This window comes from Rhizobium sp. BR 314 (assembly GCF_047445805.1).
Taxonomy (GTDB): Bacteria; Pseudomonadota; Alphaproteobacteria; order Rhizobiales; family Rhizobiaceae; genus Rhizobium; species Rhizobium lusitanum_B.
Genome location: NZ_JARWLA010000002.1, coordinates 1 through 23,756, shown reverse-complemented (window position 1 = coordinate 23,756; position 23,756 = coordinate 1). Strand labels below are relative to the sequence as shown.

Here is a 23,756-nt window from a genome sequence, read left to right as displayed (position 1 = left end):
GAACCGATGCTTTCTCAAGACATCGCAACCCGGCCGCTGCCAAATGCGGCCATTGTCGCGGCAGACGCAACAGACCCGATATTGCCGCTTGAGCTTCTGGAACTGGAACTTTCCCTTGAGGGTTTTTCCGGCGGAGAGCCTTCCTTCTGCGAAGCTGTGAGGCGTGCCGCCGCGGCCGTGCATGGCGACTTTTTGTTCGATCTCCCAGCCACAGGATTGATCGCCGATTGCCGCCGGCTGGCGGTCATCAGAATTCCGGAAGGGAACACCACGATGCGCACCCTTTTTGCAGCGCTCGACGAAGACGGTGCAGAAATTCGCCTCCTGGAACCGGACGAGGAAACCGAGCATCTGCTGCGGTTCGCCGACGCCTTCGTCAACCTGGTGCAGCAGCTGCCCGAAAAGCCGAGAGAGGCTGCTCAATAGTCGTTTCAGCCTGCGGCGACGATAAGCCTTTCGCGCCATGCGGCGTAGCGCTATAATTCCAGTCTGCAAAGTTGCATTCAGGATACTAGGTCATGCGTCTCGTCGCTTCCATTTTCGCGCTCCTCGCAGTCGCTTTCGTGCTCTCCTCTTGCCAAACTGCCGAGGAAATACGAGCGGCCGATGAGGCGAGATGCGGCGGCTACGGCTTCAAGCGCGGCTCGGAGAATTTCGCCAATTGCCTGATGAATCAGGATCTCAGCCGGCGAGCCGATCAGCGTGCGTTCATGGAAAGCAACGATGATTTCTTCTGGGGGCCGACGGTCGTGGTCGGCGGCCCGGGCTACTACCATCATCGCGGCTATTGGCGCCGCTGAACGAAGCGCGGCCCCGATAGAACGCCTCCCGGAATCGCAAAGCGCTTCAGACTCTTGCCTTGATCGCCGCCTGCGCTGCAGCCAGCCGTGCGATCGGCACGCGGAAGGGCGAGCAGGACACGTAGTCCAGCCCGATGTCTTCGCAGAAGTGGATCGAGGCGGGATCGCCGCCATGCTCGCCGCAAATGCCGAGCTTCATGTCGTTGCGCGTGCGGCGGCCGCGCTCGGCCGCGATGCGAATCAACTCCCCTACCCCGTCGAAATCGAGGGATATGAACGGGTCGTGCTCGATGATGCCTTTGCGCTGATAGGTCGGTATGAAAGCGGCCGCATCGTCACGCGATATGCCGAAGGTGGTTTGCGTCAGGTCGTTGGTGCCAAAGGAGAAGAATTCGGCGGCCTCGGCGATGATATGGGCGCGCAATGCAGCGCGAGGCAGCTCGATCATCGTGCCGACGAGATAGTCGATCTTCATCTTCGCTTCGGTCATGACGGCACGCGCCACCTCATCGATCCGGGCCTTGACGTAATCCAGCTCTGAACGCAGACCGACGAGCGGCACCATGATCTCAGGCACGACAGCGGCGCCCGTCTCGCGCGCCGCCAGAACCGCCGCCTCGAAGATCGCACGCGCCTGCATCTCGACAATCTCCGGATAGGAAATCGCCAGCCGGCAGCCGCGATGGCCAAGCATCGGGTTGAACTCGTGCAGGGCGTCGACGCGCTGGCGCAGTATGGCCGGCTCCATGCCCATGCTGCCGGCAACCTCGGCGATCTCCTCGTCCGTCTTCGGCAGGAACTCGTGCAAGGGCGGATCGAGCAGGCGGATGGTGACCGGCAGGCCGTGCATGATGGTGAACAGGGCGGTGAAGTCGAGCCGCTGCATCGGCATCAGCTTGGCAAGAGCCGTGCGACGACCCGCTTCATCTTCGGCAAGGATCATCTCGCGCATCACGTGGATGCGGTCGCCCTCGAAAAACATGTGTTCGGTGCGGCAAAGCCCGATGCCCTCGGCGCCGAAGGAGCGCGCTGCCCGCGCATCGGCCGGCGTATCCGCGTTGGTGCGCACCGTCATGCGGCGGGAGCGGTCGGCCCAGACCATGATGCGTCCGAAATCGCCTGACAGTTCAGGCTGAATCATCGGCACCTCGCCTTTCAGCACCTGGCCGGTCGAGCCGTCGATGGTGATGATATCGCCCCTGGTCAGGATGACGCCGATGCCGATCAGCTTTTCGTTGCGCATGTCGATGCGCATCGTGCCGGCGCCGACGACACAGGGGATGCCCATGCCGCGCGCGACGACGGCGGCGTGGCTGGTCATGCCGCCACGCGTGGTCAGGATCGCCTCGGCCGCATGCATGCCGTGAATGTCTTCCGGGCTGGTTTCGATGCGCACAAGGATGGCCTTGCGGCCTTCCTCTTCAGCGACAATGGCCTCCTCGGCGGTGAAGACGATTTCGCCTGTGGCGGCACCCGGCGAAGCAGGAAGGCCAGAGCCGATGACCTCGCGGCGAACGCGCGGGTCGATGGTGGGGTGCAGCAGCTGATCGAGCGTCATCGGGTCGATGCGGGCTACTGCTTCGTCTTCCGTGATCAGCCCTTCGTCCACCATATCGACGGCAATCTTCATCGCCGCCTTGGTGGTGCGCTTGCCGGAGCGCGTCTGCAGCATCCAGAGCCTGCCACGCTCGATCGTGAATTCCAGATCCTGAACGTCGCGATAATGCGCTTCCAATTGCGAGCAGATGCTGCGGAACTCCGCGAACGCCTCAGGCATCAGCTTTTCCATCGACGGCCGTTCGTAGCCGGAGGCGATGCGGGCGACTTCAGTGATGCTCTGCGGCGTACGAATGCCCGCGACGACGTCCTCACCCTGCGCATTGACGAGGAATTCGCCGTAAAGTTCCTTCTCTCCCGTCGACGGGTTGCGCGTGAAGGCGACACCCGTCGCGGACGAATTGCCGAGATTGCCGAAGACCATCGCCTGGATATTGACGGCGGTGCCCCAGGCCTCCGGAATATTGTGCAGGTGACGATAAGTGACGGCGCGCGCGTTCATCCAGCTCGAAAAGACGGCGGAGACGGCGCCCCAGAGCTGCACTTCCGGATCCTGCGGAAAGGCTTGGCCCAGCTCTTCCTCGATCACGGTCTTGTAGATCGAGACGACATGCTGCCATTCGACGGCGGTGAGATCGGTATCGAACTCATGGCCGAACCTGGCCTTCTCGTCTTCCAGAATGCCTTCGAAGACCTCGTTATCGAGACCCATGACCACATCGGCGTACATCTGGATAAAGCGGCGGTAGCTATCCCAGGCGAAGCGCGCGTCGCCGGCATCGTGGCCGAGCGCCTGCACCGTTGTGTCATTGAGGCCGAGGTTGAGAACCGTGTCCATCATGCCGGGCATCGAAGCACGGCCGCCTGAGCGGACGGAAACCAGCAGCGGTCGCTCGATGTCGCCGAATTTGCGCCCGGTAACAGCCTCCATCTGCTTCAGGCCCTGCATGACCTGCGGCTTCAGCTCGTCGGGAACTTTGCGACCATTTTTGTAATAGGAGGTGCAGGCGTCACAGACAATCGTCAGCCCCGGGGGAACCGGCAGGCCAAGGTTGCACATCTCGGCAAGATTCGCGCCCTTGCCGCCGAGCCTCTCAAAGTCTCCAGCACCACCCTCGGCCTTGCCGTCGCCGAATGTATAGACCCACTTCGTCATTGTCTCGTCCAACTCCCGAGGCTGAACTTAATTCATTGAGCGACAAATGAAAATCGGCAAATACGGCAAAATGTTGCGCCGCACAAAAAATACAGACAAATCGGCAGATTTCTCTTCATCGCCGATCGATTCGGAGTTAGCTATCGCTGATGCAATTTTTAAGAGCACTATTCAAAAAGCCAACAAATGAGCCTGCAACCGATTCGATCCCGTCCTATCGGATCTATACGCGCGAGTTCGATAAAATCCTCAAGGCCAGCCAGCTGGACGAGGTCCTGGGACCAATCTCAATTGAGCACGCCACAACGTTAGACGCGGCATGGCAACGATATCAAGGCGCGCTCCTTGATTGGCGTATGGAATGCAGTCTCGCCGCCCTAGAGGCTTCGCGGCTCGTGCGGATTCAAACCACGGAGCAGATGCGCGCCGACACTGTGGTTTCAATCCTAGTCGACCACTCCGGCTCGATGAGAGGGCAATCGATATTGCTGGCGGCAGCGACAATAGATGTCGCTACTGATTTTCTGGTGCACCTCGGCTGCAAGGTGGAAGTTCTCGGTTTTACAACAACTTCTTGGAAGGGCGGACAATCGCGAAAACACTGGCTTTCCGAACGCCCGCGACGAGCTAAACCCGGACGACTCTGCGACCTTCTCCATATCATTTACCGGGCAGCAGACAGCAATTTTCCCCATGCTGGATACCTTAAGCCGATGTTGAGACCAGATTTGCTGAAGGAGAATGTTGATGGCGAAGCGCTACAATGGGCCGCAAAGCGATTATATGCGCGGCCTGAAACACGTAAGCTACTGTTGGTTATTTCCGACGGTGCCCCTGTAGATGATTCCACACTTAACGAAAATGGCCCTCTTTTCTTATCAAGACATCTAACCGAAGTCATTGGAACCATTGAAACAGAGTCCGTTATCCAACTGGCTGCCATAGGCATAAACTATAGCGTGAATCGCTATTATCGTACCGCCGAAGAAATCGAACTTCCCCAAGATCTAGGTGTGTCTACGCTTCATTTTCTGCAGCGCTTGCTGCTGAACAACGAACCTCAGAAATCAGACTAAGCCAGCGTTTCCCGCCGCGCTAGGATCTTGTCGATCCTCATGCCATCGAGATCGATGATCTCGAAATGCCAGCCGTCGAAAGTGAAACTCTCGCCCACTTCGGGCAGATGACCGAGCTGGTAGAGCGCGAAGCCCGCGAGCGTGTGGAAATTCATGTCTTCCTCGCCCTCGCGCAGGCCGAGCCTCGCAAACGCGTCATAGACCGGCATCATGCCTTCCATCAGCAGCGAGCCGTCGGCGCGCTCGACGACATCGGGCGCTTCGTTCTCCATATCGGGGAGATCACCGGCAATCGCCTCCAATAGGTCCGTCTGCGTGACGATGCCTTCCAGACTGCCATATTCGTCGATGACCATGGCGAGGCGAACGGGCGCGCGCTTGAAATTTTCAAGCACCTTGAAGACGGCTGTGGACTCGTGGACAACCAAGGGCTGGCGGATGACGGCCATCGGGTTCAGCGGTTCGCCGTTCAAAAGCTGGTCGAGAAGATCCTTCTTCAGGATCATGCCGATCGGCTCGTCGATCGAGCCGCGCGCGACCAGAAGCTGCTCGAAGCGGCTTTCGCGAATGGTCTTGTGCATTTCCTCCGCCGTATCATCGGCATCGATCCAATCGACCTCAAGGCGCGGCGTCATGATGTTGGAGACATCGCGGTTGCCGATATTGAAGACGCGTTCGACCAGATCCTGTTGTGCCTGTTCGAGCAGGCCGGCTTCCTGGCTTTCGGCGATCAGGAGTTTTATCTCGGCAGGCGAATGCAGCGAGCCTTCACCGGCGCCAGGCCGCAGCCCGAAAAGCCGCAGCACGAGATTGCCAAGGCCGTTGAGCACGGTGATTGCCGGGCGCAGCAGGAAGAGAAACAGGCCGAGCGGCCGCACCACGCCCAGGGCCGTACCTTCGCTGCGCTGCAAGGCGAGGCTCTTCGGCGCGAGTTCGCCGAGCACGATATGGAGAGCGGTGATGATGATGAAGGAAATAGCGACGGCGATCGCATGAGAGCTGGCCGCGGCCCATGCTCCGGGTAAGAAATCGAGAAGCGGCTCGAGAAGATGGGCAAGAGCGGGCTCGCCGACCCAGCCGAGAGCGAGCGAGGAGATCGTGATGCCAAGCTGTGTGGCCGCCAGATTGGCGTCGAGATTGTCGACCGCCTTCTGCAACGACTTGGCGTTCATCCGCCCTTCGGCAACAAGCTCCGCCACGCGGCTGCGGCGAACGGACACCAGAGAAAACTCAGCCGCAACGAAAAAGCCGTTAGCGGCAACGAGCAGCAGTACGGCAAGTATTCCGAGGAAATCGAAAATACCGCCACCAGATCCAGACATACTTCCCTTCCGGGCGGATTAGCGCCACATGTTGTTGATCGAGAACGAAACTATCACGCTTTCCGGCTGTGCGGCAGCCGAAGCGGCAATTTCTTGTTTATATCAGAACAGTTTTCTTTCCTGCCGGAAAGCTCTCAGGCGATTTCGCGCAACCGCTCGGCCGTCTGCAGGTCGACGGAGACAAGCTGCGACACGCCCTGTTCGGCCATGGTCACGCCGAAGAGGCGATCCATGCGGGCCATGGTGATAGGATTGTGGGTGATGACCACGAACCGCGTCTCGGTCGAAGCGGCCATTTCATCCATCAGGTTGCAATAGCGTTCGACATTGTGGTCGTCCAGCGGCGCGTCCACTTCGTCGAGAACGCAGATCGGCGCGGGATTGGTGAGAAACACCGCAAAGATCAGCGCCATGGCCGTCAACGCCTGCTCGCCGCCGGAAAGCAGCGTCATGGTCTGCGGCTTCTTGCCTGGCGGGCGGGCGAGGATTTCGAGACCGGCCTCCAGTGGGTCGTCCGACTCGATGAGCTGCAGCTCGGCCGTGCCGCCGCCGAATAAGTGCGTGAACAGCCGTTGGAACTGCGCGTTGACGATGTCGAAGGCAACGATCAGACGTTCGCGGCCCTCGCGATTGAGGCTCTGGATCGCGCCGCGCAGCTTGCGGATGGCATCGATGACGTCGTCGCGCTCCTTGATCAGCGCCTGCAGCCGCTCCGTCAGCTCCTTGCTTTCTTCTTCGGCACGCAGGTTAACGGCGCCAAGGCGCTCGCGCTCCATCTTCAGCCGCTCCAACTCGCGCTCGACCTCGCGCAGGTCCGGTATATTCTGCGATGCCGAAAGGCCGGTCAGGCGCATCGCCTCATGCGGCTCGACGTTCAGCGCCTGCCGGATGCGCAGCTCGCTTTCCTGCCGCCGTTCCCGTGCAGAGACCAGACGTTCCTCGACACGGCCGCGTTTTTCGCGGCTTTCGGCAAGTTCGGAAAGCGCCGTTGCCGCATGACGATCGGCTTCGCGCTGAACGACCTCGGCTTCGGCAAGACGGTCAGCCGCCAAGCGGCGGGCGTCATCGGCCTTCTGCAGCTCGTTCATCAACGAACGCCGCTTATCGTCGAATTCATCCGGCGCCAGGTCAAGCTCGGAAGCTTCGTCGCGCGCTTCCCCTTCGCGGTCGCGCAGGGTCTGGATGTGCTCTTCGGCGCTGGCCGCGCGCTGGCGCCAGGTGTCGCGCTCCTGGCGGATGGCCAGAATGCGACGCTGCCGCGCCTCGTTTTCCCGGTTCAGGCCCTCGTGGCGGGCGCGAGCTTCAGCGAGAGAGCCACGATCCGTCGCGACCTCCGCCTGCTGATCGCGCAGCTTCAGATCGACGGCGGAAAGATCCGGAGCGTCCTCCAGCTCGATGCGGGCATTTTCGTCCTGCACCGCCACATCTTCCAGCTGTTCCCGCAGCCCGCTGACCGCCTCGGCGATCACATCACGGCGGCGGATAAGATCGCCGGAAGCCCGTTCGGCAGCGGCCAAAACATCCCGCGCTTCGGAAAGACGACGAGCCGCAAGACGGCTTGCATCGCGGGCGGTCGCCAAACGGCTCTCCTCGCCCCGAATGGCATCCGCGGCCGCCGAAAGCCGCTCCTCGGCTTCAACGAGCACATCGCGCGCGAGTTCGGCCTCGGCTTCCAGCTCGGAGAGGCGATTCTTCTGGGCGAGCCGCAGGGCAGCCGCACTCGGGGCATCGGCACCGGTCACATGGCCATCCCAGCGGAACACGGCGCCATCCTTGGTCACCAGCCGCTGCCCCGGCTTCAACWCCGACATCAAGCGCAGAGCGTCTTCAGCCGAAACAATGCCAATCTGGCGGAGGCGGCGTGTCAGTGCCGCGGGCGCCCCGACATGGGTGATCAGAGGCGCAACGCCTGCCGGGAGCACCGGATCGCCGGCGCCGCTTCCATTGTCTGCCCAATAGACCGGGGCCTGCGCGTCGAGCGAAGACTCCAGATCGTCGCCAAGAGCCGCGCCAAGTGCCGTCTCAAAGCCGCGATCGACACGCAGCTCCTCAGCAACAGGTGAAAAAGCGCCTGATGTATCGACAGCCGCCAGCATCTTGGAAATGGTGCGTGCTTCTGTTTCCAGCGCGTTCAAGCGTGCCCTTGCCTGCTCGACCGGTCCGCGCGATAGTGCCTCGGTTTCGCGAGCCTTGGCAAGGATCGCCTCGATGCGCTGGATCTCGCCCTCGCTATCGGCAACGACATTTTCCGCCGCCTCGACCATATCGCGCTTTTCACCGGGGTCCGGCAGATCAGCCATCTTCTCGTCGATGGCGGCAAGTTCGCGGTTTGCTTCGTCGGCCTGGCGCTCAAGCCGCATCTTGCGGTCGGCGAGATCGCGAATGGCGCGCTCCAGCTGATTTCGAGCGGCAGCGGCCTCGGCGCGTTCCGCTGTCAGAGCGGTAAAGATTCGTTCGCTGTCGGCAAGCTTGGCGGCAGCCTCCTCGAAGGCCAACCGCGTCTCCTCGGCAAGCCTGCCGGAATCGGCGACAATATCGGTAAGGTCGGCTTCTTCTGCGTCCAGCTTGGCAAGAATGGACGCGTTGTCGGCAACCAGGTTCTCTTCGCGACGGATATCTTCGCCCAACTGCGCCAGTCGGCGGGTCAGCTCGTCGCGACGGCGCAGGATGCGGTTGGCATCCTCTTCCAGTTGATTGCGGGCGAACTGAAGGCGCTGCAGCACGGCTGCGGCCTTCGCCTCGTCGTCGCGCAGCTCCGGCAGCTTGAAGCTGGCGATACCCTGCGCCTTTGCCGCCTCCATCTGAATCTGCGCCTTTTCGGCGACCAGAACGGTTGCCTGGTTGAGCGCGCTATCCGCCTCGGCCTCGGCTTCCTTCGCCTGCACCCAGCGGATATGCAGCAGCATCGCTTCGCGGGCGCGAATGTCGGCCGAGAGCATCTTGAAACGATTGGCCTGCCGTGCCTGACGCTTCAGGCTCTCAATCTGGCTTTCGAGCTGCGACGTCACATCGTCCAGCCGCTCGAGATTGCTTTCGGCGGCGCGCAGGCGCAACTCGGCCTCATGGCGGCGCGAATGCAGGCCGGAAATGCCTGCCGCCTCTTCCAGGAGCTGGCGGCGTGCCTGCGGCTTTGCCTGGATCAGCTCGCCGATACGCCCCTGCCCGACCATGGACGGCGAGCGCGCACCGGTGGAAGCATCGGCGAAAAGCAGCTGCACATCCTTGGCGCGCGCTTCCTTGCCGTTGATACGATACACTGAGCCCTGCTCGCGCTCGATTCGGCGCGTCACCTGGATTTCGTCGCTGTCGTTGAAGGCTGCCGGCGCGGTTCGGTCACTGTTGTCGAGATAAAGGCCGACTTCTGCGGTGTTGCGTGCCGGACGGTTGCCAGAACCGGAGAAGATGACGTCGTCCATGCCCGACGCACGCATGTTCTTGTAAGAATTCTCGCCCATCACCCAGCGCAAGGCTTCGACAAGATTGGACTTGCCGCAGCCATTCGGACCGACGACGCCGGTCAGTCCACGCTCGATGACGAATTCCGACGGCTCGACAAAGGATTTGAAACCGACGAGCCGAAGCCTGTTGAACTTCATGGGCTGATCTCCACCCTCACCTTGAGGGGGAGGTAATAGAAAGCAGGCGCGCGGCCTTGGCCGCCCGCCTGTGGTTCAAAAAGGCGCGGATCAGAGCAGGCTGTCGATAAGCTTCGACATGGCACCAACAGACATGTCCCCTGCATAGCGCTTGCCATTGATGAGGAAGGTCGGCGTTGCGTTGACGCCGAAATCCTTGGCTGCGCGTTCACGTACAGAGTTGACATCATCCAGAAGCTTCTGGTTCGTCAAGCATTTCGTGAAGCTATCCTCAGTAAAACCAGCAAGTTTCGACATCTGCAGCAGTGCGGCGCGGCCATCGACATCAGGCGAAGCCCAGGCGATCTGCTGCTTGAACAGCATCTCGACCATCGGCATGTACTGCTCCTGCGGGGCGCAACGAGCAAGCATGAAGGCTGCGGCAGCACGCGGATCGAACGGGAATTCGCGGATGATGAAGCGCACCTTGCCGGTGTCGACATATTTCTGCTTGATCGTGTCGAAGGTCGTGACGGCGAAATGCGCGCAGTGCGGGCAGGTCAGCGACATATATTCGACGATCTTGACCGGCGCGTCTTCCTTGCCGAAGGCGATTTCCGGCAGCGGGCCGGGCTTCAGCACTTCATTCATGTCTACGTTGCCATCCGACGGGGGAATGGCGTCGTCGCCGGACGCGGCGGATGCGGTGTCGGCAAAGGCAGAGAACGCCACGGAAAGAGCTGCAACGGCAGAGCCGCCCAGCAGGTGGCGCTTGGTCAAGAGCATGTCGGACATCGGCATAGAGTCACCCGTCGTTAAAAGAGGTCTTCGAATGTTTCATGCGATATAACGGCTGATTGCCGCTAACAAGGCACGGTTGACCAACTTTCTTCAAAGAATTGTGACCTGGCGAAGACGAACAACTTAAATTTCATTCACAATTCTTCGAATTGGTCGCTTAGCCAGCCTCTCAGCGCCGTTTCCAAACCATGGCAGTGCCCAGCCTCTGGATTGCCGCGCGAATTTTCTCGTCCTCGATGCCGTCCATCATGCTCTCGAGCTTTCTTGCGGCTTCGCCCTTCAGCGGCGGCGGCGTTCGGGATCGCTTCGAAGCCACGGAGACCGGCTTCTGCACGATGCGGATCTGATGAACGGCGTGAAAGCCGAAAAAGCCGTTGATGCGCTGAATGAGTTCACCCTGCGCATGGGTAAGGAAGAGGGCGCGGGCGCCTTCGCAGGCGATCGTCAGCACGCCCGGCTGATACCGGTCATCCATGCCGGGGCCGCTGCGCTTGGCCCAGGCAATCTTTTCCGGGCGCGTGCAATCGGCAAAATCCTCGCCGGCGATCTCGTCCCAGCAGCCGAGCAACGTCGTATTGATCCCCGCGCGCTTCGCCAGCACGGGATCGACGATGCCGTTGGTCAACTCGGAAATCTGTTTCTCGCCTTTTCGGGGATAACTCATATCAATCGGGTTCCGGCGCATGCTTTGTACGTTCCGGACCTTGATCGCCCGACGCAGCTTGGCCAAGTATAGAGCACTTCCCCTCGATGCGGCAAATCATGACCACGACTTTAGAATCACCTTCGGCCGCTTCCCTGCTTGCTTGGTACGACCGCCATCACCGAGACCTGCCCTGGCGCGTTTCGCCGCCGATGGCCTCGCGCGGCGTCAAACCGGACCCCTATCGCATCTGGCTGTCGGAAGTGATGCTGCAGCAGACGACGGTGCCGGCGGTCAAATCCTATTTCGCTAAATTCCTGGAGCGCTGGCCGACGGTCAACGATCTCGCTGCGGCGCCTAACGACGATGTCATGGCCGCATGGGCTGGGCTCGGCTACTACGCACGCGCCCGGAACCTGAAGAAGTGCGCGGAAGCCGTCGCAGCCGAACATGGCGGATGCTTTCCCGATACGGAAGATGGCTTGCGAACGCTGCCCGGCATCGGTGACTATACCGCTGCCGCCGTCGCAGCGATCGCCTTCAATCGCCAGGCAGCCGTGATGGACGGCAATGTCGAGCGTGTCATTTCGCGCCTTTATGCGATCTCGGCGCCCCTGCCCGCCGCCAAGCCGCTGATGAGGCAGAAGGTCGCGCTTCTGACACCTGCAGATCGGCCGGGTGACTTCGCCCAGGCGATGATGGATCTCGGTGCGACGATCTGCACGCCGAAGCGCCCCGTCTGTTCGCTCTGTCCCTTCAACGGCGCCTGTCTGGCGCTGGCAGCGCATGATCCCGAACGTTTTCCGGTCAAAGCCGCCAAGAAGGACAAGCCTATACGGCAGGGGGCGGCCTTCGTTGCCGTCAATGACGAGGGTGAGATCTTTCTGCGCCGCCGCGTCGAAAGCGGGCTACTTGGTGGGATGACCGAAGTACCAACGACGGGCTGGACGGCCCGTATCGACGGCGAGACCGATATGGAGGCTGCCCCCTTCCCCGCGGAGTGGCAGCAGGCGGGAACAGTGACGCACGTCTTCACGCATTTCGAGCTGAGGCTGTCGATCTGGCGCGCCAAGTCGGTCTCGCAGAATGACAACCATGACGGATGGTGGGAGCCGGTTACAAATCTTGAAGAGCAGGCGCTGCCGACGGTCATGAAAAAAGCGATCGCTCAGGCTATTCCCAATGCGTTCGCAAAAGCACGCATCCCAGAAAAATCAGGCAAGAGAGAATCAGGAACTAACTTATGACCACGGAAATACAGCATATCGTTTTCGATATCGGCAAGGTCCTCATCCACTACGATCCGAACCTCCCCTACAGCCGCGTCATTCCGGACGCTGCCGAACGCGAATGGTTCTTCGCCAATGTGTGCACGCAAGAGTGGAACATCGAGCAGGATCGCGGCCGAACCTGGGAAGAGGCCGAGGCGCTACTGATTGCCGAACATCCGGAGCGCGAAGAGCAGATCCGCGCTTTCCGCAAGCATTGGCACGAGATGGTCCCGCATGCCTATGGGGACAGCGTCTCCATCATGGAACAGCTGATCGAAGAGGGTCGCGACGTGACCATGCTCACCAATTTCGCCTCCGACACCTTCCGCGAGGCGCAGGTGCGCTATCCCTTCCTCAACAAGCCGCGCGGCGTCACGGTATCCGGCGATATCGGGCTGATCAAGCCGGACGTTGCGATCTACGAAACCCATGCTAGGAGTTTCGACCTCGATCCGGCCGCGACGATCTTCATCGACGATTCGCTTCCGAACGTCGAAGGCGCTCGCGCTGCCGGCTGGCACGCGGTCCATTTCACCGGCGCCGAGAAGCTGCGCAGCGATCTCGCCGCCCACGGCATAAAGGTTTGATCCAATGACTTTCGATCCCGCAGAACGCATCGAGCTGTTTCACGACGCGATCAATCGCATCAATTACGAAGAGATCGAGAATTTCTTCGCCGAGAACGCCACCTATGTCTCCAACGGTGTCGGCAGCCTTGCCGGGCGCGATGCGATCATGGAGGCCTTCCGCGGCTACTTCGATAAGTATCCCGATCAGACCGCGTCGAACTCACTGGTCGAGACGCTGACGCCACTTTCCGGCCGCGCCGTCTGGTCGGTTCGCGCCACCAACAGCAAGACGGGCCAGCCGCTGATCCGCGAGGGCGAAGAGACGATCACCTTCGACAAGGATGGCCGCGTCGTGCGTGTCGACGTCACCGACTATCAGGAATTCTAAGAGCAATTCCAGAAAGTGCGGGGCCGCTTTCCGTCAGGAATTGCTGGAAAACAAAGAGACAGAGCTTAGACTCTTAAAACCAAAGACGCTCAGGGCCTTACCGCGTGTTTCGTCGGCAAGGCCCTGGGCGTCTCGTCTTCTTCCCTAACTGGAGGTACACGACGGAAGAAGACGGATATGTCGATCTGGCCGAAGACCTCCCGGAAACCGTGGGGCGGTTTGCGACGGGAAACCTGCGAGCCAACGGCGGAGACTATTCCACCTTCGCCAGATCGCTGCGGATGATGGTTCTGAGTTCGTCGATCGGACGCAGGGAACGCCCATCGTCGAAATGCCAGAACATCCATCCGTTGCATGCATCAAGGCCCTGGACTTTCGCGCCAAGGCGATGAATGGAGCCGGCCTCGCCGCCGGAGGCGACGGTGCCGTCGGCACGGACGATGGCGCTGTAGCGGCGCTTCGCATCGGTCAGTACCTGGCCGGGCTTGATGAGGCCGCTCTCGATGAGCACGTTGAAAGCCACGCGAACTTCGGCCTTCTTGCCGGTCATGACGGTCAACTCCGCCTTGCCGAGCGGCTCGACGGCGGCGATGCGGGCGCTTGCCGCATCGATATAATCCTGCTCGCGCTCGATGCCGACGAAGTGGCGGCCGAGACGCTTGGCAACGGCGCCGGTCGTACCCGATCCGAAGAAGGGATCGAGAATGATATCGCCAGGCTTGGACGACGCCATGATGACGCGGGCAAGCAGCGCTTCCGGCTTCTGTGTCGGATGCACCTTCTTGCCGTCGTCGCCCTTCAGCCGCTCATTGCCGCTGCAGATCGGGAATAGCCAGTCGGAACGCATCTGCACGTCGTCGTTGGCGGCCTTCATCGCATCGTAGTTGAAGGTATAGCCCTTGGCCTTGGCATTCGGGCTCGCCCAGATCATCGTCTCATGCGCGTTCTGGAAGCGGCGGCCCTTGAAGTTCGGCATCGGGTTGGTCTTGCGCCAGACGATGTCGTTAAGGATCCAGAAGTTCAGATCCTGCAGGGTCGCACCGACGCGGAAGATATTGTGATAGGAACCGATGACCCAAATCGTGCCCGTCGGCTTCAGCACGCGGCGGCAGGCGAGCAGCCAGGCGCGGGTGAAGGCATCATACGCTTCGAAGGAGGCAAACTGGTCCCACTCGTCATCGACAGCGTCGACGAGCGACTGGTCTGGACGATGCAAAGTGCCGCCAAGCTGCAGATTGTAGGGTGGGTCGGCGAAGATGACGTCGACGGATTGATTGGGCAGTGCCTCAAGAGCGGCTACGCAATCGCCCTTGATGATCGTGTCGATCCAGGAGCCCGGAACTGGGGATTTCCTGAGGTCGGCAAGCGGGAAAACTGACGCCATTTGATACTCGCTGTTACACTGACTCGATGCTCTTAACTGAGTGTTATGGTTACCTAACTTGGTTACCAAAGGCTAAAGCGGCGTCATAATTTTCAAATTCCCGGTTGCCGCCGGGAATTCGTCGCGTGGCGATTGAGGCTATCTTACCGTGCCGTCCGGCCTGTCATGCATGGCGCGGCTGTCGGTCGGCGCTTCGTCCCGCTCCATCATGCCGTAGTCGCGCAGGACCTGCGCCACGCGCAGCCGATAATCGTCAAAAACCGTTGCACGGCCGGCCCTCTGGGCGGCGCGGTGTGCCTCGCGATTTCGCCATTCGAGAACGGCGGCCTCATCGCGCCAGAAGGAAAGCGACAGAAATTTGCCCGGTTGGCTCAGGCTTTCGAAGCGCTCGATCGAGATAAAGCCATCGATCGTTTTGAGTTCGGAAAGCAGCCTTGCGGCAATGTCGAGATAGTGCTGACGTTCATCGGCATGCGGGACGACTTCGAAAATAACTGCGATCACGGCGATACCCTCGGAGCATGTGGCAGGGATACATTTTTCAGGAAAATACGATCCTCCTGCAAGATGAAACGCTCGCGGCGGGCAAAATCGAGATTGGCTCTCGCGAGTGGGTCGGCAGCAAGGCTCGTTCGATAGGCCTCGTAGGCGGCCAGGTTCTCGATGTTGTAGATGCCGTAAGCCGTCGTCAGAGAGCCTTCATGCGGTGCAAAGTAACCGATGAGATCGGCACCGTTGCGCGGGATAATCTGGCCCCAAGCCTTGCTGTATTCGGCAAATTCCTGCTGCTTGAACGGATCGATCTGATAGCGGATGAAACAGGTGATCATTGGTTTTCTCCTTTGCTGATGGCCATTTCTCCCACATTGCGCGGCGGAGATGCTTCGGTTAGGGTCGAAGTATGAAGGAAGGTCCTGACATTGCACAAATCGGCTCGCTGATCGGCGATCCGGGGCGGGCTAACATTCTGACGGCGCTGATGGGCGGCCGTGCACTGACCGCGACGGAACTGGCCGCGGCGGCGGGTGTGACGCTGCAGACCGCAAGCGCGCACCTCTCCAAGCTGGAGGCAGGTGGCCTGCTGGCGCAGCGCAAGCAGGGCCGGCATCGCTATTTCACGCTCGCCGATGACGGCGTCGGCAAGCTGCTGGAAGGAATCATGGGCTTTGCCGCAAGCCGCGGTCATCTGCGCCATCGTCCAGGCCCGAAAGACCCGGCGCTGCGCAAGGCGCGCATCTGCTACGATCACCTCGCCGGCGACTATGGTGTACGGATGCTCGACAGTCTTGTGGCAACCGGCGCTATATCGGCCATGGGCGAAGGTCTGAACCTGACCCCGCATGGCGAGGCGCATCTCGGTTCCATCGGCATTGACGTCTCCGAATTGCGCTTGAACCGTCGTCCGCTCTGCCGGTCCTGTCTCGACTGGAGCGAGAGGCGCGCGCATCTGGCCGGCAGCCTCGGCAAGGCGCTGCTGTCGAATTTCCTCGACAAGGGCTGGGCACGACAGACCGAAAACAGCCGCTCCATCTTCTTTACGCCGGAAGGCGATCGCCGCTTCCTGGCGCTCTTTCCGCTCGAAACCAGCGGCCAATCCTAAGGCGCGTCCCTACAGCAAGGCACTGTCCGCTACTGCGCCGCCTGCTCGTTTAGGCTTGCCCAACCAGCACGCCTGCGAACCTACCCTCAGCGATCCGGTTGCACAGATCTCCCCATTCGCAGCGGCTGCAGGCACGGCGAATCTGACCGCCAGCGAAGTTGCGTCGTAACTCCGCCAGAAGACGAGCATCGGGCATTATCACCGCGCCCGGCTCAAGCTTTTTGCCCAAAAGCGTCGCCACATCAGCAAGGGCGAGGGCATCCCGCTCAAGGACGGATGCGTTGAAACAATGCGGATCCTGCTCATCGAGCAAGGGCGCACAGATATCGTCGGGGCCGGAGACCAATTCGATCTCCTCCCCTGCGGTCAGCCGTTCGGTGATGCGGCGATAATTGTCGGTGAAGGCGGGCGTGTAGCCTTCACCGACGAAAGTCAGTATGCAAAGCAGATGGTGGGCGCGAAGCCGAACCGTCAATTCAGCTTTGCCTTGCCGCCATAGGTCTTGACCGCCTTCAGCACAGCAGCAGCCAGAGCCGATTTCAGCACCGCGCCGAGGATGAAGGGGGCAACGCCAAGCAGCCAGCCTTTTTCGGCACCGATCAATGCGGCAAGCCATGCGCCACCGATCGCAAGGCAGAGGATGTTGGCCGAGAGATGAGCGAGAAAACAGCGAACGACCCGGTCACCGCTCCAGCCACGTTCGGCAAGCAAACCGACGAGGGCACCGATGATCGGGAACGAAGCGAGATAACCGGCCGTCGGACCCATGAAAGGCGCAATCCCCCCTGCTCCGCCCGCAAGAACGGGAAAGCCAACTAAAGCTTCACCCAGCCAGGCCAGAATGGTCATGGCGCCAAGACGCCAGCCATAGAGCGCACCGATCATCGTGACGGCAAAGGTCTGCATGGTGATCGGCACCGGCACCATCGGCACGGAAATCTGCGATGCCAGTGCCAATACCAATGTTCCTGCGAGGACGAAAACCGATTTAACCACCAGTGATCGCTGGCCGAGGCGGAGCGGATCGAAGGCGGCTTCGTCATGATGATGGGACAAGGACATAGTCTCTCCTTCCAAATTATAGATAATTTTTAATTCCCATCTATTGTATGTCTGAGTTTGCAAAACCAGGCAAGTGACGGGTGTGGAAAATTGATTCACTGGCGCGCAAGTACCGAGATCGCTAGATTTCCGTAAGAGAGGAGGAGCCAGACGCCACTATCGGGCGCGACGCCATCAATGCGCGATCGCTAGCAATCCCAGGTGGAGAGCCACCACCGCTGCATCCGAAGACGACATGCAAGCGCAACAATGCAGAATTATCTATAATTTCTCGATTTCAGCCAACGATCGCGAAGGCTTCGCGAGTGGAGCCGGAGGCTGTGCGAACAGGTGCACGGCCGATCCATTGCACATGTTTTTGCAGGATGCCCGCGGCCTCATCAGCCCGCCCCTGACGTAAGGCGGCAAGGATAGCGCGATGATCGTGATCCGTGCGCTTTTCCCAGCCGGATTGCCATGCCGAGAACAGAAAGCGGGCGCTGGCAGCGTGGAGATCGTCGATGGCGGCCAATAGGCGCGCCATATCGGAAGGCGCGAGGATAAGGCGATGAAAGCGGCGATTGGCCTCCTCCCACGCATAGACGTCGGAAGCCGCATCCCCTTCCCGGGTCGCCTCTTCGGCCGCATCCAGGATGGCCGGGGTCAGATGCTGCGCCGCGTGCCTCAAGGCAAGACCTTCCAGTGCGGCGCGCATTTCGGCGACTTCCCGCACTTCCTTCAGATCGAAGGAAGCCACGCGAACGCCGCGACGCGGTAGATTGACGGCCAGACCCTGCGCTTCCAGGCGGCGAAACGCCTCGCGCACTGGAACATGGCTTGTGCCGAATTCCTCGGCGATATGATCCTGCCGCAAGCGCGCATCGGGCGCGAGCTCGCCGCGGATGATGCGGTCGGCAAGCACCCGGCTGATACGGCTGGCAATGGTGTCGTCGCGCTCCTTGGCCATGACCGATCCTTAATGACGGGCTTGGCCGATGTCGAGCGGCAAGCTGGCATCATCTAGCCTTTTGAACTGGTCTCGACCTTTTCGATCCTTGCAGTACAGCCATGTCCGCCAATTGGTTGAGCTTTGTCGACACATCGTGTAAAGCGCGGCGGTCGTTTTTCAGGGCATGTTCCAAGATGCGAGAATTTTCGCCGGAACTTACCAAACCCAGCCCATACCAAAGGCAGCAATTTTCATGAGCAATGGTTTCGACCTTATCATCTTCGACTGCGACGGCGTTCTGGTCGATTCGGAAATCATCGCGGCGGAAGTCGAATCGAAACTGCTGACCGATGCAGGCTATCCGATCAGCGTCGAGGAAATGGGCGAGCGCTTCGCCGGCATGACCTGGCAGAACATTCTCTTCGAAGTCGAGCGCGAAGCGAGCATTCCGCTTTCGGCGTCCCTGCTCGACAAATCGGAAAAGTTGCTGGACCTGCGGCTCGCCAATGATGTTCTGGCTATTCAAGGCGTTCCGCTTGCGCTGTCGCGCCTGCCGATGCCGCGTTGCATCTGCTCGAATTCCAGCGCTGCTCGCCTTGAGATGATGCTTACCAAGGTCGGCTACATTAAGCTGTTTGCGCCAAACATCTATTCCGCCAAGGATCTCGGCGCCGACCGGGTGAAGCCCAAGCCGGATATTTTCCTGCATGGCGCCAAGCAGATGAATGTCAGCCCCGCCAGCACGATCGTCGTTGAAGATTCGATCCACGGCGTCCAGGCGGCGCGCGCCGCCGGGATGCGCGTCATCGGCTTCACCGGCGCATCGCATACCTACCCCTCGCACGCCGACCGCCTGACGGACGCAGGCGCCGAAACCGTCATCAGCCGCATGGCCGACCTGCCGAGCGTGGTCATGGCACTCGCTGAATGGGAAGGCGTACTCTAAAGCGCGTCGCGATCTTTCAGATTCGCTTCACGGGCTTTAGCTCTTTGATTTTACGCATGTCGTTATGGCAAAACCGCTGCACGCTTTGGCGCGACATGCTTTAAGACAGCCGAGATTACCGATGAAAGAAAAGGCCCGCCGATCGATCGGCGGGCCTTTTCTTTTCAAATCGCAGTGGTCTCGCAGCGCCAGGCCGGCGCCGCGATCGAATGCCTTAGTGGCGCTTTTTACGCACCGGCCTGTCACCCTTTACGGGCTTCTGCGGACCTTGATCGAAACCGATCTGAACGATCGTGAAGCCGCCAGAACCGCCGGCGACCTGGATATCGTTGTTCGTGAACAGGAACTGCGCCGTAGTTTCGCCCGGCGGGATCTCCGCGACGAAGTTAATGGTCTTTTTATAAAGCGCCTTTTCATTGTCCATGACGGCGACGTTGATCGGCAGTGTCACCTTGCCGGAGCTACCCATTGGACCGGCGACCAGACGCCCCTGTGCGACAACCTGAATGCCGAGGCTGGTGCCGTCGGAGGTGCATTGGCGCGTGGCCTGTGCGAGCGAGGCCTGATAGGTCAGCTTGCTTGCATCGTCCTTGGCGCCCTTGGCGTATACCTTGTAAACGGAGTCCTCATCGCGAATGACGGCCTGAGGGCACTTGCCGACGACATAGCCGCCAGCGCTTGTGGGGGCAGCACTCGCAGCGCCCGCCTGCGGCGCGACGGTAACATCGGTTGCAGGCTGTTTATCACTGCTGCCGCCGATGCCGAGGGTACTGCAACCGGTCAGCAATGCCAGAAGCGAAGCGGAGAAAAGACGACGCGAAACCTTGCCAAACACTATAATTCCACCCTCTCCATATATTTCATAATTATCGGCCTGCAGCCCGCCAAACGGGACTTTTATGACACTTGGCGATGGTCTATACCAGCGGCGCAGTGAAAAATCGATTGGGTAGACACCGTTTTGGCTCACTTTTCGAGATCGACAGATCGGCATAAACCGCCGCCAACGGGCGCCAATCCCACACGTCTTGTGCAAACGCGAAAACCACGGGGCTGATCCGGCGCAAAAAGACAGGCCGGCACCGTTTCGTTCCTCTACTCTCTCAACCGATCACTCAGGCAATTTTGCGACCAAAGGAATCCTAGACCGTGGACTATATTTCAACGCGGGGAGAAGCCCCTGCCCTTGGCTTCTGCGACGCCCTCCTGGCTGGCCTTGCCCGTGACGGCGGGCTCTATGTTCCCCGTGAATGGCCGACCTTGACGAAAAAAGAGATCCGGGCGTTCCGCGGCAAGAGCTATCAGGACATCGCTTTTGCAGTGCTTTCACCCTTCACCAATGGCGAAATCCCCGCCGACGTATTCCGCGGCATGATCGACGACGCCTACGCCACCTTCCGGCATCCGGCCGTGACGCCGCTTGCCCAGACTGGCCCGAACAGCTTCGTCATGGAGCTCTTCCACGGCACGACGCTCGCCTTCAAGGATGTCGCCATGCAGTTGCTGGCACGCCTGATGGACTATGCGCTTGAGAAGCGCGGCCAGCGAGCAACCATCGTCGGCGCGACATCGGGAGACACCGGCGGCGCCGCAATCGATGCATTTGCCGGGCGCGAACGGACCGATGTCTTCATTCTCTTCCCGCACGGCAAGGTTTCGCCGGTGCAGCAGCGGCAGATGACCACCTCGACCGAGGCCAACGTCCATGCGCTGGCAGTGAAGGGCAACTTCGACGATTGCCAGAACCTCGTCAAAGCCATGTTCAACGATGAGGCCTTCCGCAACAAGGTCAGGCTCTCCGGTGTCAACTCGATCAACTGGGCGCGAATTATGGCGCAGGTGGTCTATTATTTCACGACGGCGGTTGCCCTCGGCGGCCCAGATCGGAAAATTTCCTTCACGGTGCCGACGGGCAATTTCGGCGATATCTTTGCCGGCTACGTTGCCAAGCGCATGGGCCTGCCGATCGAGCGGCTGATCATCGCTACCAACGAAAACGATATCCTTGCGCGCATGCTGAAGACCGGCCGCTATGAAATGCGCGAAGTCAAGGCAACGACATCGCCCTCGATGGATATCCAGATTTCCTCCAACTTCGAGCGGTTGCTGTTCGAAGCCAACGGACGCGATGCCTCCAAGGTGCGCGCCGCCATGGAAAGCCTGAAACAGTCCAACGGCTTTTCGATCAGCGAAGAGGCCCTGAAGTTCATCAAGAAGGATTTCCGGGCCGGCCGCGCCAGCGAGAAGCAGGTGGCCGAAACCATCCGCAAGACCCTCGCCAATACCGGCTATCTGCTCGATCCCCATACGGCAATCGGCGTCTTCGTCGCGGAAAAGAACGAACGTCCGACGAGCCCGATGGTGACGCTTGCCACTGCCCATCCAGCGAAATTCCCTGCAGCAGTAAAATCCGCATCCGGTATTGACCCAGCGCTTCCGACGTGGCTTGCTGGTCTGATGACCAGGGAGGAGCGTTTCGAGGTTCTCGATCCGGAGCTTAAGGCCGTTGAAAGCTTTATCGGCAAGCACACCCGGGCCGGCGAATAACAGACGCGGAAAGACAAGCGATGACAGTGGAGTGCACCCGGCTCGCGTCCGGGCTGACAGTAGCGACCCAATCGATGCCACACCTCGAAAGCGTGGCGCTCGGCGTTTGGATCAAATCGGGCTCGCGTAATGAGACCGAGGCAGAACACGGGATCGCCCATCTGCTCGAGCATATGGCGTTCAAGGGCACGGCGCGGCGCAGCGCCCGCCAGATCGCCGAGGAAATCGAAAATGTCGGCGGCGAAGTCAATGCCGCCACATCCACCGAAACCACCTCCTACTATGCACGGGTTCTCAAGGATCATGTGCCGCTCGCGGTCGACATCCTTGCCGACATCCTGACAGAATCCGCCTTCGACGAAGAAGAGCTGGCGCGCGAAAAACAGGTTATCCTGCAGGAAATCAATGCGGCGAACGACACGCCCGACGACGTGGTCTTCGACAAGTTTTCCGAGGTCGCCTATCGCGGCCAGACGCTGGGGCGGGCCATTCTCGGCACGCCCGAAACCGTCGTTTCCTTCTCGCCGGCACAGATTCGTCATTACCTGGATCGCAACTATACGACCGACCGCATGTTCGTCGTCGCAGCCGGCGCGGTCGATCATGAAAGCTTCGTGCGACAGGTCGAGGAGCGCTTCTCCAGCCTGCCGACCAAACCGTCCGCTCCGCCCGTTATCGAGCCTGCCCGCTATATCGGCGGCAATATTCGCGAAACGCGCGACCTGATGGATGCGCAGATCCTGCTCGGCTTCGAGGGACGCGCCTATCATACGCGCGACTTCTACTGTTCGCAGATTCTCGCCAATATTCTCGGCGGCGGCATGTCCTCGCGCCTCTTCCAGGAAGTGCGCGAATTCCGCGGCCTGTGCTATTCGGTCTATGCCTTCCATTGGGGTTTCTCAGATACCGGTATCTTCGGCATCCATGCCGCGACCGGCGGCGAGAACCTGCCGGAACTTCTGCCCGTCATCGTCAACGAGCTGCGCAAGTCGTCACACGACATTCAGCAGCAGGAAATCGAGCGCGCCCGCGCCCAGATTCGCGCCCAGCTTCTGATGGGTCAGGAAAGCCCTGCCGCCCGCGCCGGGCAGGTTGCCCGACAGATGATGCTCTACGGCCGCCCGATCCCCAATCAGGAAATGCTTGAGCGTCTGCAGGGCATTACCATTGATCGCCTCACGGATCTTGCCGGCCGGCTGTTCTTCGATACAGTACCGACGCTTTCGGCGATCGGGCCGCTGGAGCAGCTTGCGCCGATGGAAGACATCGTGACGTCGCTGTCTTCGCCGGCGCCTGCCTCGAAAAGCGCTAGCGGCTAAGGGCACGCCGCAAGCCGATGGGTTCAATTCTCGGGGGAGTGCTTGGCGGCATGCAAAAATCTGTCTTTCGGTTTCTCTCACGTCATCCGGACGCGGTTGAACTCGAAGACGATACTTATTTGCTGCGCCTGCCGCGCTACTCCGACTTCAATCAATGGCATAGGCTCAGAGCCGAAAGCAGGCGTTTTCTGGAGCCCTGGGAGCCGACATGGCGGCATGACGAACTGACGGAGGGCGCCTATAGGGCGCGCATCATCAGGGGCAAGCAGGAGTATAATTCCGGTCAGGCCATCCCGCTGTTCATCTTTCTCAAGGAAAACATGACGCTGGTTGGAGGCATCACGATCGGCTATATTCGCCGCGGTGCTGCGCAGAGCTGCATGATCGGATATTGGATGGGCGAGCGCTATTCCGGTCAGGGCCACATGTTCGCCGCACTTCGGTTGGTTATACCCTATATCTTTTCCGGTCTTGAGTTGCACCGTATTGAAGCAGCCTGTATTCCGGACAACGAGCGTAGCATGCGGCTTTTGGAAAAAGCCGGTTTCCAACGGGAAGGTCATTTGCGCGGTTATCTCAAAATCAACGGTCAGTGGCGCGACCATGTGATGTTCTCAAGGCTGGCAGCCGATGCCAACCCGAATCGAAGCTACGACCAGTGATGATCGCCGGAATGATGCAGACGAGGCCGATGGCCGGGCGGCTATGCGCTGTTATCGCAGCGCTTGCAGTTGCCATGCTGCTGCTGGTCGCCGGAGTGGCACACGCGGCCGAGCCTGTGAAAATCTCGCGCGACGACACCGCGCTCGACC

General features: G+C 60.3%; 23 protein-coding genes. 11 read left to right on the top strand and 12 right to left on the bottom strand.

The annotated features are described in order from the left end of the window. The first annotated feature begins 6 nt into the window (after positions 1-6). Positions 7-426 carry a hypothetical protein gene (locus QD461_RS02615; RefSeq protein WP_414086357.1) on the top strand — a complete coding sequence of 140 codons (420 nt, stop codon included), beginning with the start codon at positions 7-9 and terminating at the stop codon, positions 424-426. Positions 427-518: 92 nt separating this feature from the next. After that, a complete protein-coding gene (locus QD461_RS02610) occupies positions 519-800 on the top strand; it encodes a hypothetical protein (RefSeq protein WP_184701063.1) in 282 nt (93 codons plus the stop codon). 46 nt (positions 801-846) lie between these two features. Here the strand turns inward: QD461_RS02610 and ppdK are convergent, their stop codons facing one another. Next, complete coding sequence (gene ppdK, locus QD461_RS02605; RefSeq protein WP_184701061.1) at positions 847-3,513, bottom strand: pyruvate, phosphate dikinase; 2,667 nt, start codon at positions 3,511-3,513, stop codon at positions 847-849. A gap of 149 nt (positions 3,514-3,662) precedes the next feature. Here ppdK and QD461_RS02600 point away from each other — a divergent pair, with 149 nt between their 5' ends. After that, positions 3,663-4,589: a cobaltochelatase CobT-related protein gene (locus QD461_RS02600; protein WP_414086356.1), complete on the top strand. Its 927-nt coding sequence runs from the start codon at positions 3,663-3,665 to the stop codon at positions 4,587-4,589. On the opposite strand, the gene QD461_RS02595 is transcribed toward QD461_RS02600, so the two are convergent. The 4 genes from QD461_RS02595 to QD461_RS02580 all read right to left on the bottom strand — a co-directional run bounded on the left by QD461_RS02595 (position 4,586) and on the right by QD461_RS02580 (position 10,951). Continuing rightward, positions 4,586-5,911 (bottom strand): hemolysin family protein, encoded by a 1,326-nt coding sequence (locus QD461_RS02595; protein WP_414086355.1) that lies wholly within the window; start codon positions 5,909-5,911, stop codon positions 4,586-4,588. The two genes, QD461_RS02600 and QD461_RS02595, sit on opposite strands and share 4 nt — an antisense overlap. Positions 5,912-6,045: 134 nt before the next feature. Continuing rightward, positions 6,046-9,507: a chromosome segregation SMC family protein gene (locus tag QD461_RS02590; RefSeq protein ID WP_414086354.1), complete on the bottom strand. Its 3,462-nt coding sequence runs from the start codon at positions 9,505-9,507 to the stop codon at positions 6,046-6,048. A 90-nt stretch (positions 9,508-9,597) separates the two neighbouring features. Beyond that, complete coding sequence (locus QD461_RS02585; RefSeq protein WP_184701053.1) at positions 9,598-10,287, bottom strand: DsbA family protein; 690 nt, start codon at positions 10,285-10,287, stop codon at positions 9,598-9,600. Positions 10,288-10,456: 169 nt separating this feature from the next. Beyond that, on the bottom strand, positions 10,457-10,951 hold the full coding sequence (locus QD461_RS02580) for a DUF721 domain-containing protein (RefSeq protein ID WP_199145078.1): 495 nt from the start codon (positions 10,949-10,951) through the stop codon (positions 10,457-10,459). Positions 10,952-11,049: 98 nt separating this feature from the next. Here QD461_RS02580 and mutY point away from each other — a divergent pair, with 98 nt between their 5' ends. From mutY to QD461_RS02565, 3 genes are read left to right on the top strand one after another with little or no spacing between them, the layout of a single operon-like run. After that, positions 11,050-12,177 carry an A/G-specific adenine glycosylase gene (mutY, locus tag QD461_RS02575; protein WP_414086353.1) on the top strand — a complete coding sequence of 376 codons (1,128 nt, stop codon included), beginning with the start codon at positions 11,050-11,052 and terminating at the stop codon, positions 12,175-12,177. After that, complete coding sequence (locus QD461_RS02570; RefSeq protein WP_414086352.1) at positions 12,174-12,788, top strand: HAD family hydrolase; 615 nt, start codon at positions 12,174-12,176, stop codon at positions 12,786-12,788. Before mutY ends, QD461_RS02570 begins: the two co-directional genes overlap by 4 nt. 4 nt (positions 12,789-12,792) lie before the next feature. Then, a complete protein-coding gene (locus QD461_RS02565) occupies positions 12,793-13,158 on the top strand; it encodes a nuclear transport factor 2 family protein (protein ID WP_414086351.1) in 366 nt (121 codons plus the stop codon). A gap of 253 nt (positions 13,159-13,411) precedes the next feature. Here QD461_RS02565 and QD461_RS02560 read toward each other — a convergent pair whose 3' ends face one another. From QD461_RS02560 to QD461_RS02550, 3 genes are all read right to left on the bottom strand, one after another. Further along, on the bottom strand, positions 13,412-14,542 hold the full coding sequence (locus QD461_RS02560) for a site-specific DNA-methyltransferase (protein ID WP_414086350.1): 1,131 nt from the start codon (positions 14,540-14,542) through the stop codon (positions 13,412-13,414). 138 nt (positions 14,543-14,680) lie between these two features. Beyond that, on the bottom strand, positions 14,681-15,046 hold the full coding sequence (locus tag QD461_RS02555) for an antibiotic biosynthesis monooxygenase family protein (protein ID WP_414086349.1): 366 nt from the start codon (positions 15,044-15,046) through the stop codon (positions 14,681-14,683). Beyond that, a complete protein-coding gene (locus tag QD461_RS02550; protein ID WP_414086348.1) occupies positions 15,043-15,372 on the bottom strand; it encodes an NIPSNAP family protein in 330 nt (109 codons plus the stop codon). Before QD461_RS02550 ends, QD461_RS02555 begins: the two co-directional genes overlap by 4 nt. Before the next feature lie 71 nt (positions 15,373-15,443). On the opposite strand from QD461_RS02550, the gene QD461_RS02545 reads away from it, so the two are divergent. Next, positions 15,444-16,142 (top strand): ArsR/SmtB family transcription factor, encoded by a 699-nt coding sequence (locus tag QD461_RS02545; protein ID WP_414086347.1) that lies wholly within the window; start codon positions 15,444-15,446, stop codon positions 16,140-16,142. Positions 16,143-16,191: 49 nt separating this feature from the next. On the opposite strand, the gene QD461_RS02540 is transcribed toward QD461_RS02545, so the two are convergent. The 3 genes from QD461_RS02540 to QD461_RS02530 form a co-directional block, all read right to left on the bottom strand. Further along, the gene (locus QD461_RS02540) at positions 16,192-16,617 is read right to left on the bottom strand and encodes a DUF1284 domain-containing protein (RefSeq protein ID WP_414086346.1); all 426 of its coding nucleotides are present in this window, start codon (positions 16,615-16,617) and stop codon (positions 16,192-16,194) included. Continuing rightward, positions 16,614-17,204: a biotin transporter BioY gene (locus QD461_RS02535; protein WP_414086345.1), complete on the bottom strand. Its 591-nt coding sequence runs from the start codon at positions 17,202-17,204 to the stop codon at positions 16,614-16,616. Before QD461_RS02535 ends, QD461_RS02540 begins: the two co-directional genes overlap by 4 nt. 277 nt (positions 17,205-17,481) lie before the next feature. After that, positions 17,482-18,150 (bottom strand): GntR family transcriptional regulator, encoded by a 669-nt coding sequence (locus QD461_RS02530; protein ID WP_414086344.1) that lies wholly within the window; start codon positions 18,148-18,150, stop codon positions 17,482-17,484. A gap of 235 nt (positions 18,151-18,385) precedes the next feature. Between QD461_RS02530 and QD461_RS02525 the strand changes: the two genes are divergently transcribed. Beyond that, entirely contained in the window at positions 18,386-19,078 is a 693-nt protein-coding gene (locus QD461_RS02525) for an HAD-IA family hydrolase (RefSeq protein ID WP_414086343.1), read from the top strand. 214 nt (positions 19,079-19,292) lie between these two features. Here the strand turns inward: QD461_RS02525 and QD461_RS02520 are convergent, their stop codons facing one another. Then, positions 19,293-19,913: a hypothetical protein gene (locus tag QD461_RS02520; RefSeq protein WP_414086342.1), complete on the bottom strand. Its 621-nt coding sequence runs from the start codon at positions 19,911-19,913 to the stop codon at positions 19,293-19,295. A gap of 314 nt (positions 19,914-20,227) precedes the next feature. On the opposite strand from QD461_RS02520, the gene thrC reads away from it, so the two are divergent. The 3 genes from thrC to QD461_RS02505 are packed head-to-tail and all read left to right on the top strand — an operon-like array spanning position 20,228 to position 23,606. Continuing rightward, on the top strand, positions 20,228-21,625 hold the full coding sequence (thrC, locus tag QD461_RS02515; RefSeq protein WP_414086341.1) for a threonine synthase: 1,398 nt from the start codon (positions 20,228-20,230) through the stop codon (positions 21,623-21,625). A gap of 20 nt (positions 21,626-21,645) precedes the next feature. Then, a complete protein-coding gene (locus tag QD461_RS02510; RefSeq protein ID WP_184701025.1) occupies positions 21,646-22,944 on the top strand; it encodes a M16 family metallopeptidase in 1,299 nt (432 codons plus the stop codon). Positions 22,945-22,994: 50 nt separating this feature from the next. Further along, complete coding sequence (locus tag QD461_RS02505) at positions 22,995-23,606, top strand: GNAT family N-acetyltransferase (protein ID WP_414086340.1); 612 nt, start codon at positions 22,995-22,997, stop codon at positions 23,604-23,606. Positions 23,607-23,756 lie beyond the last annotated feature (150 nt).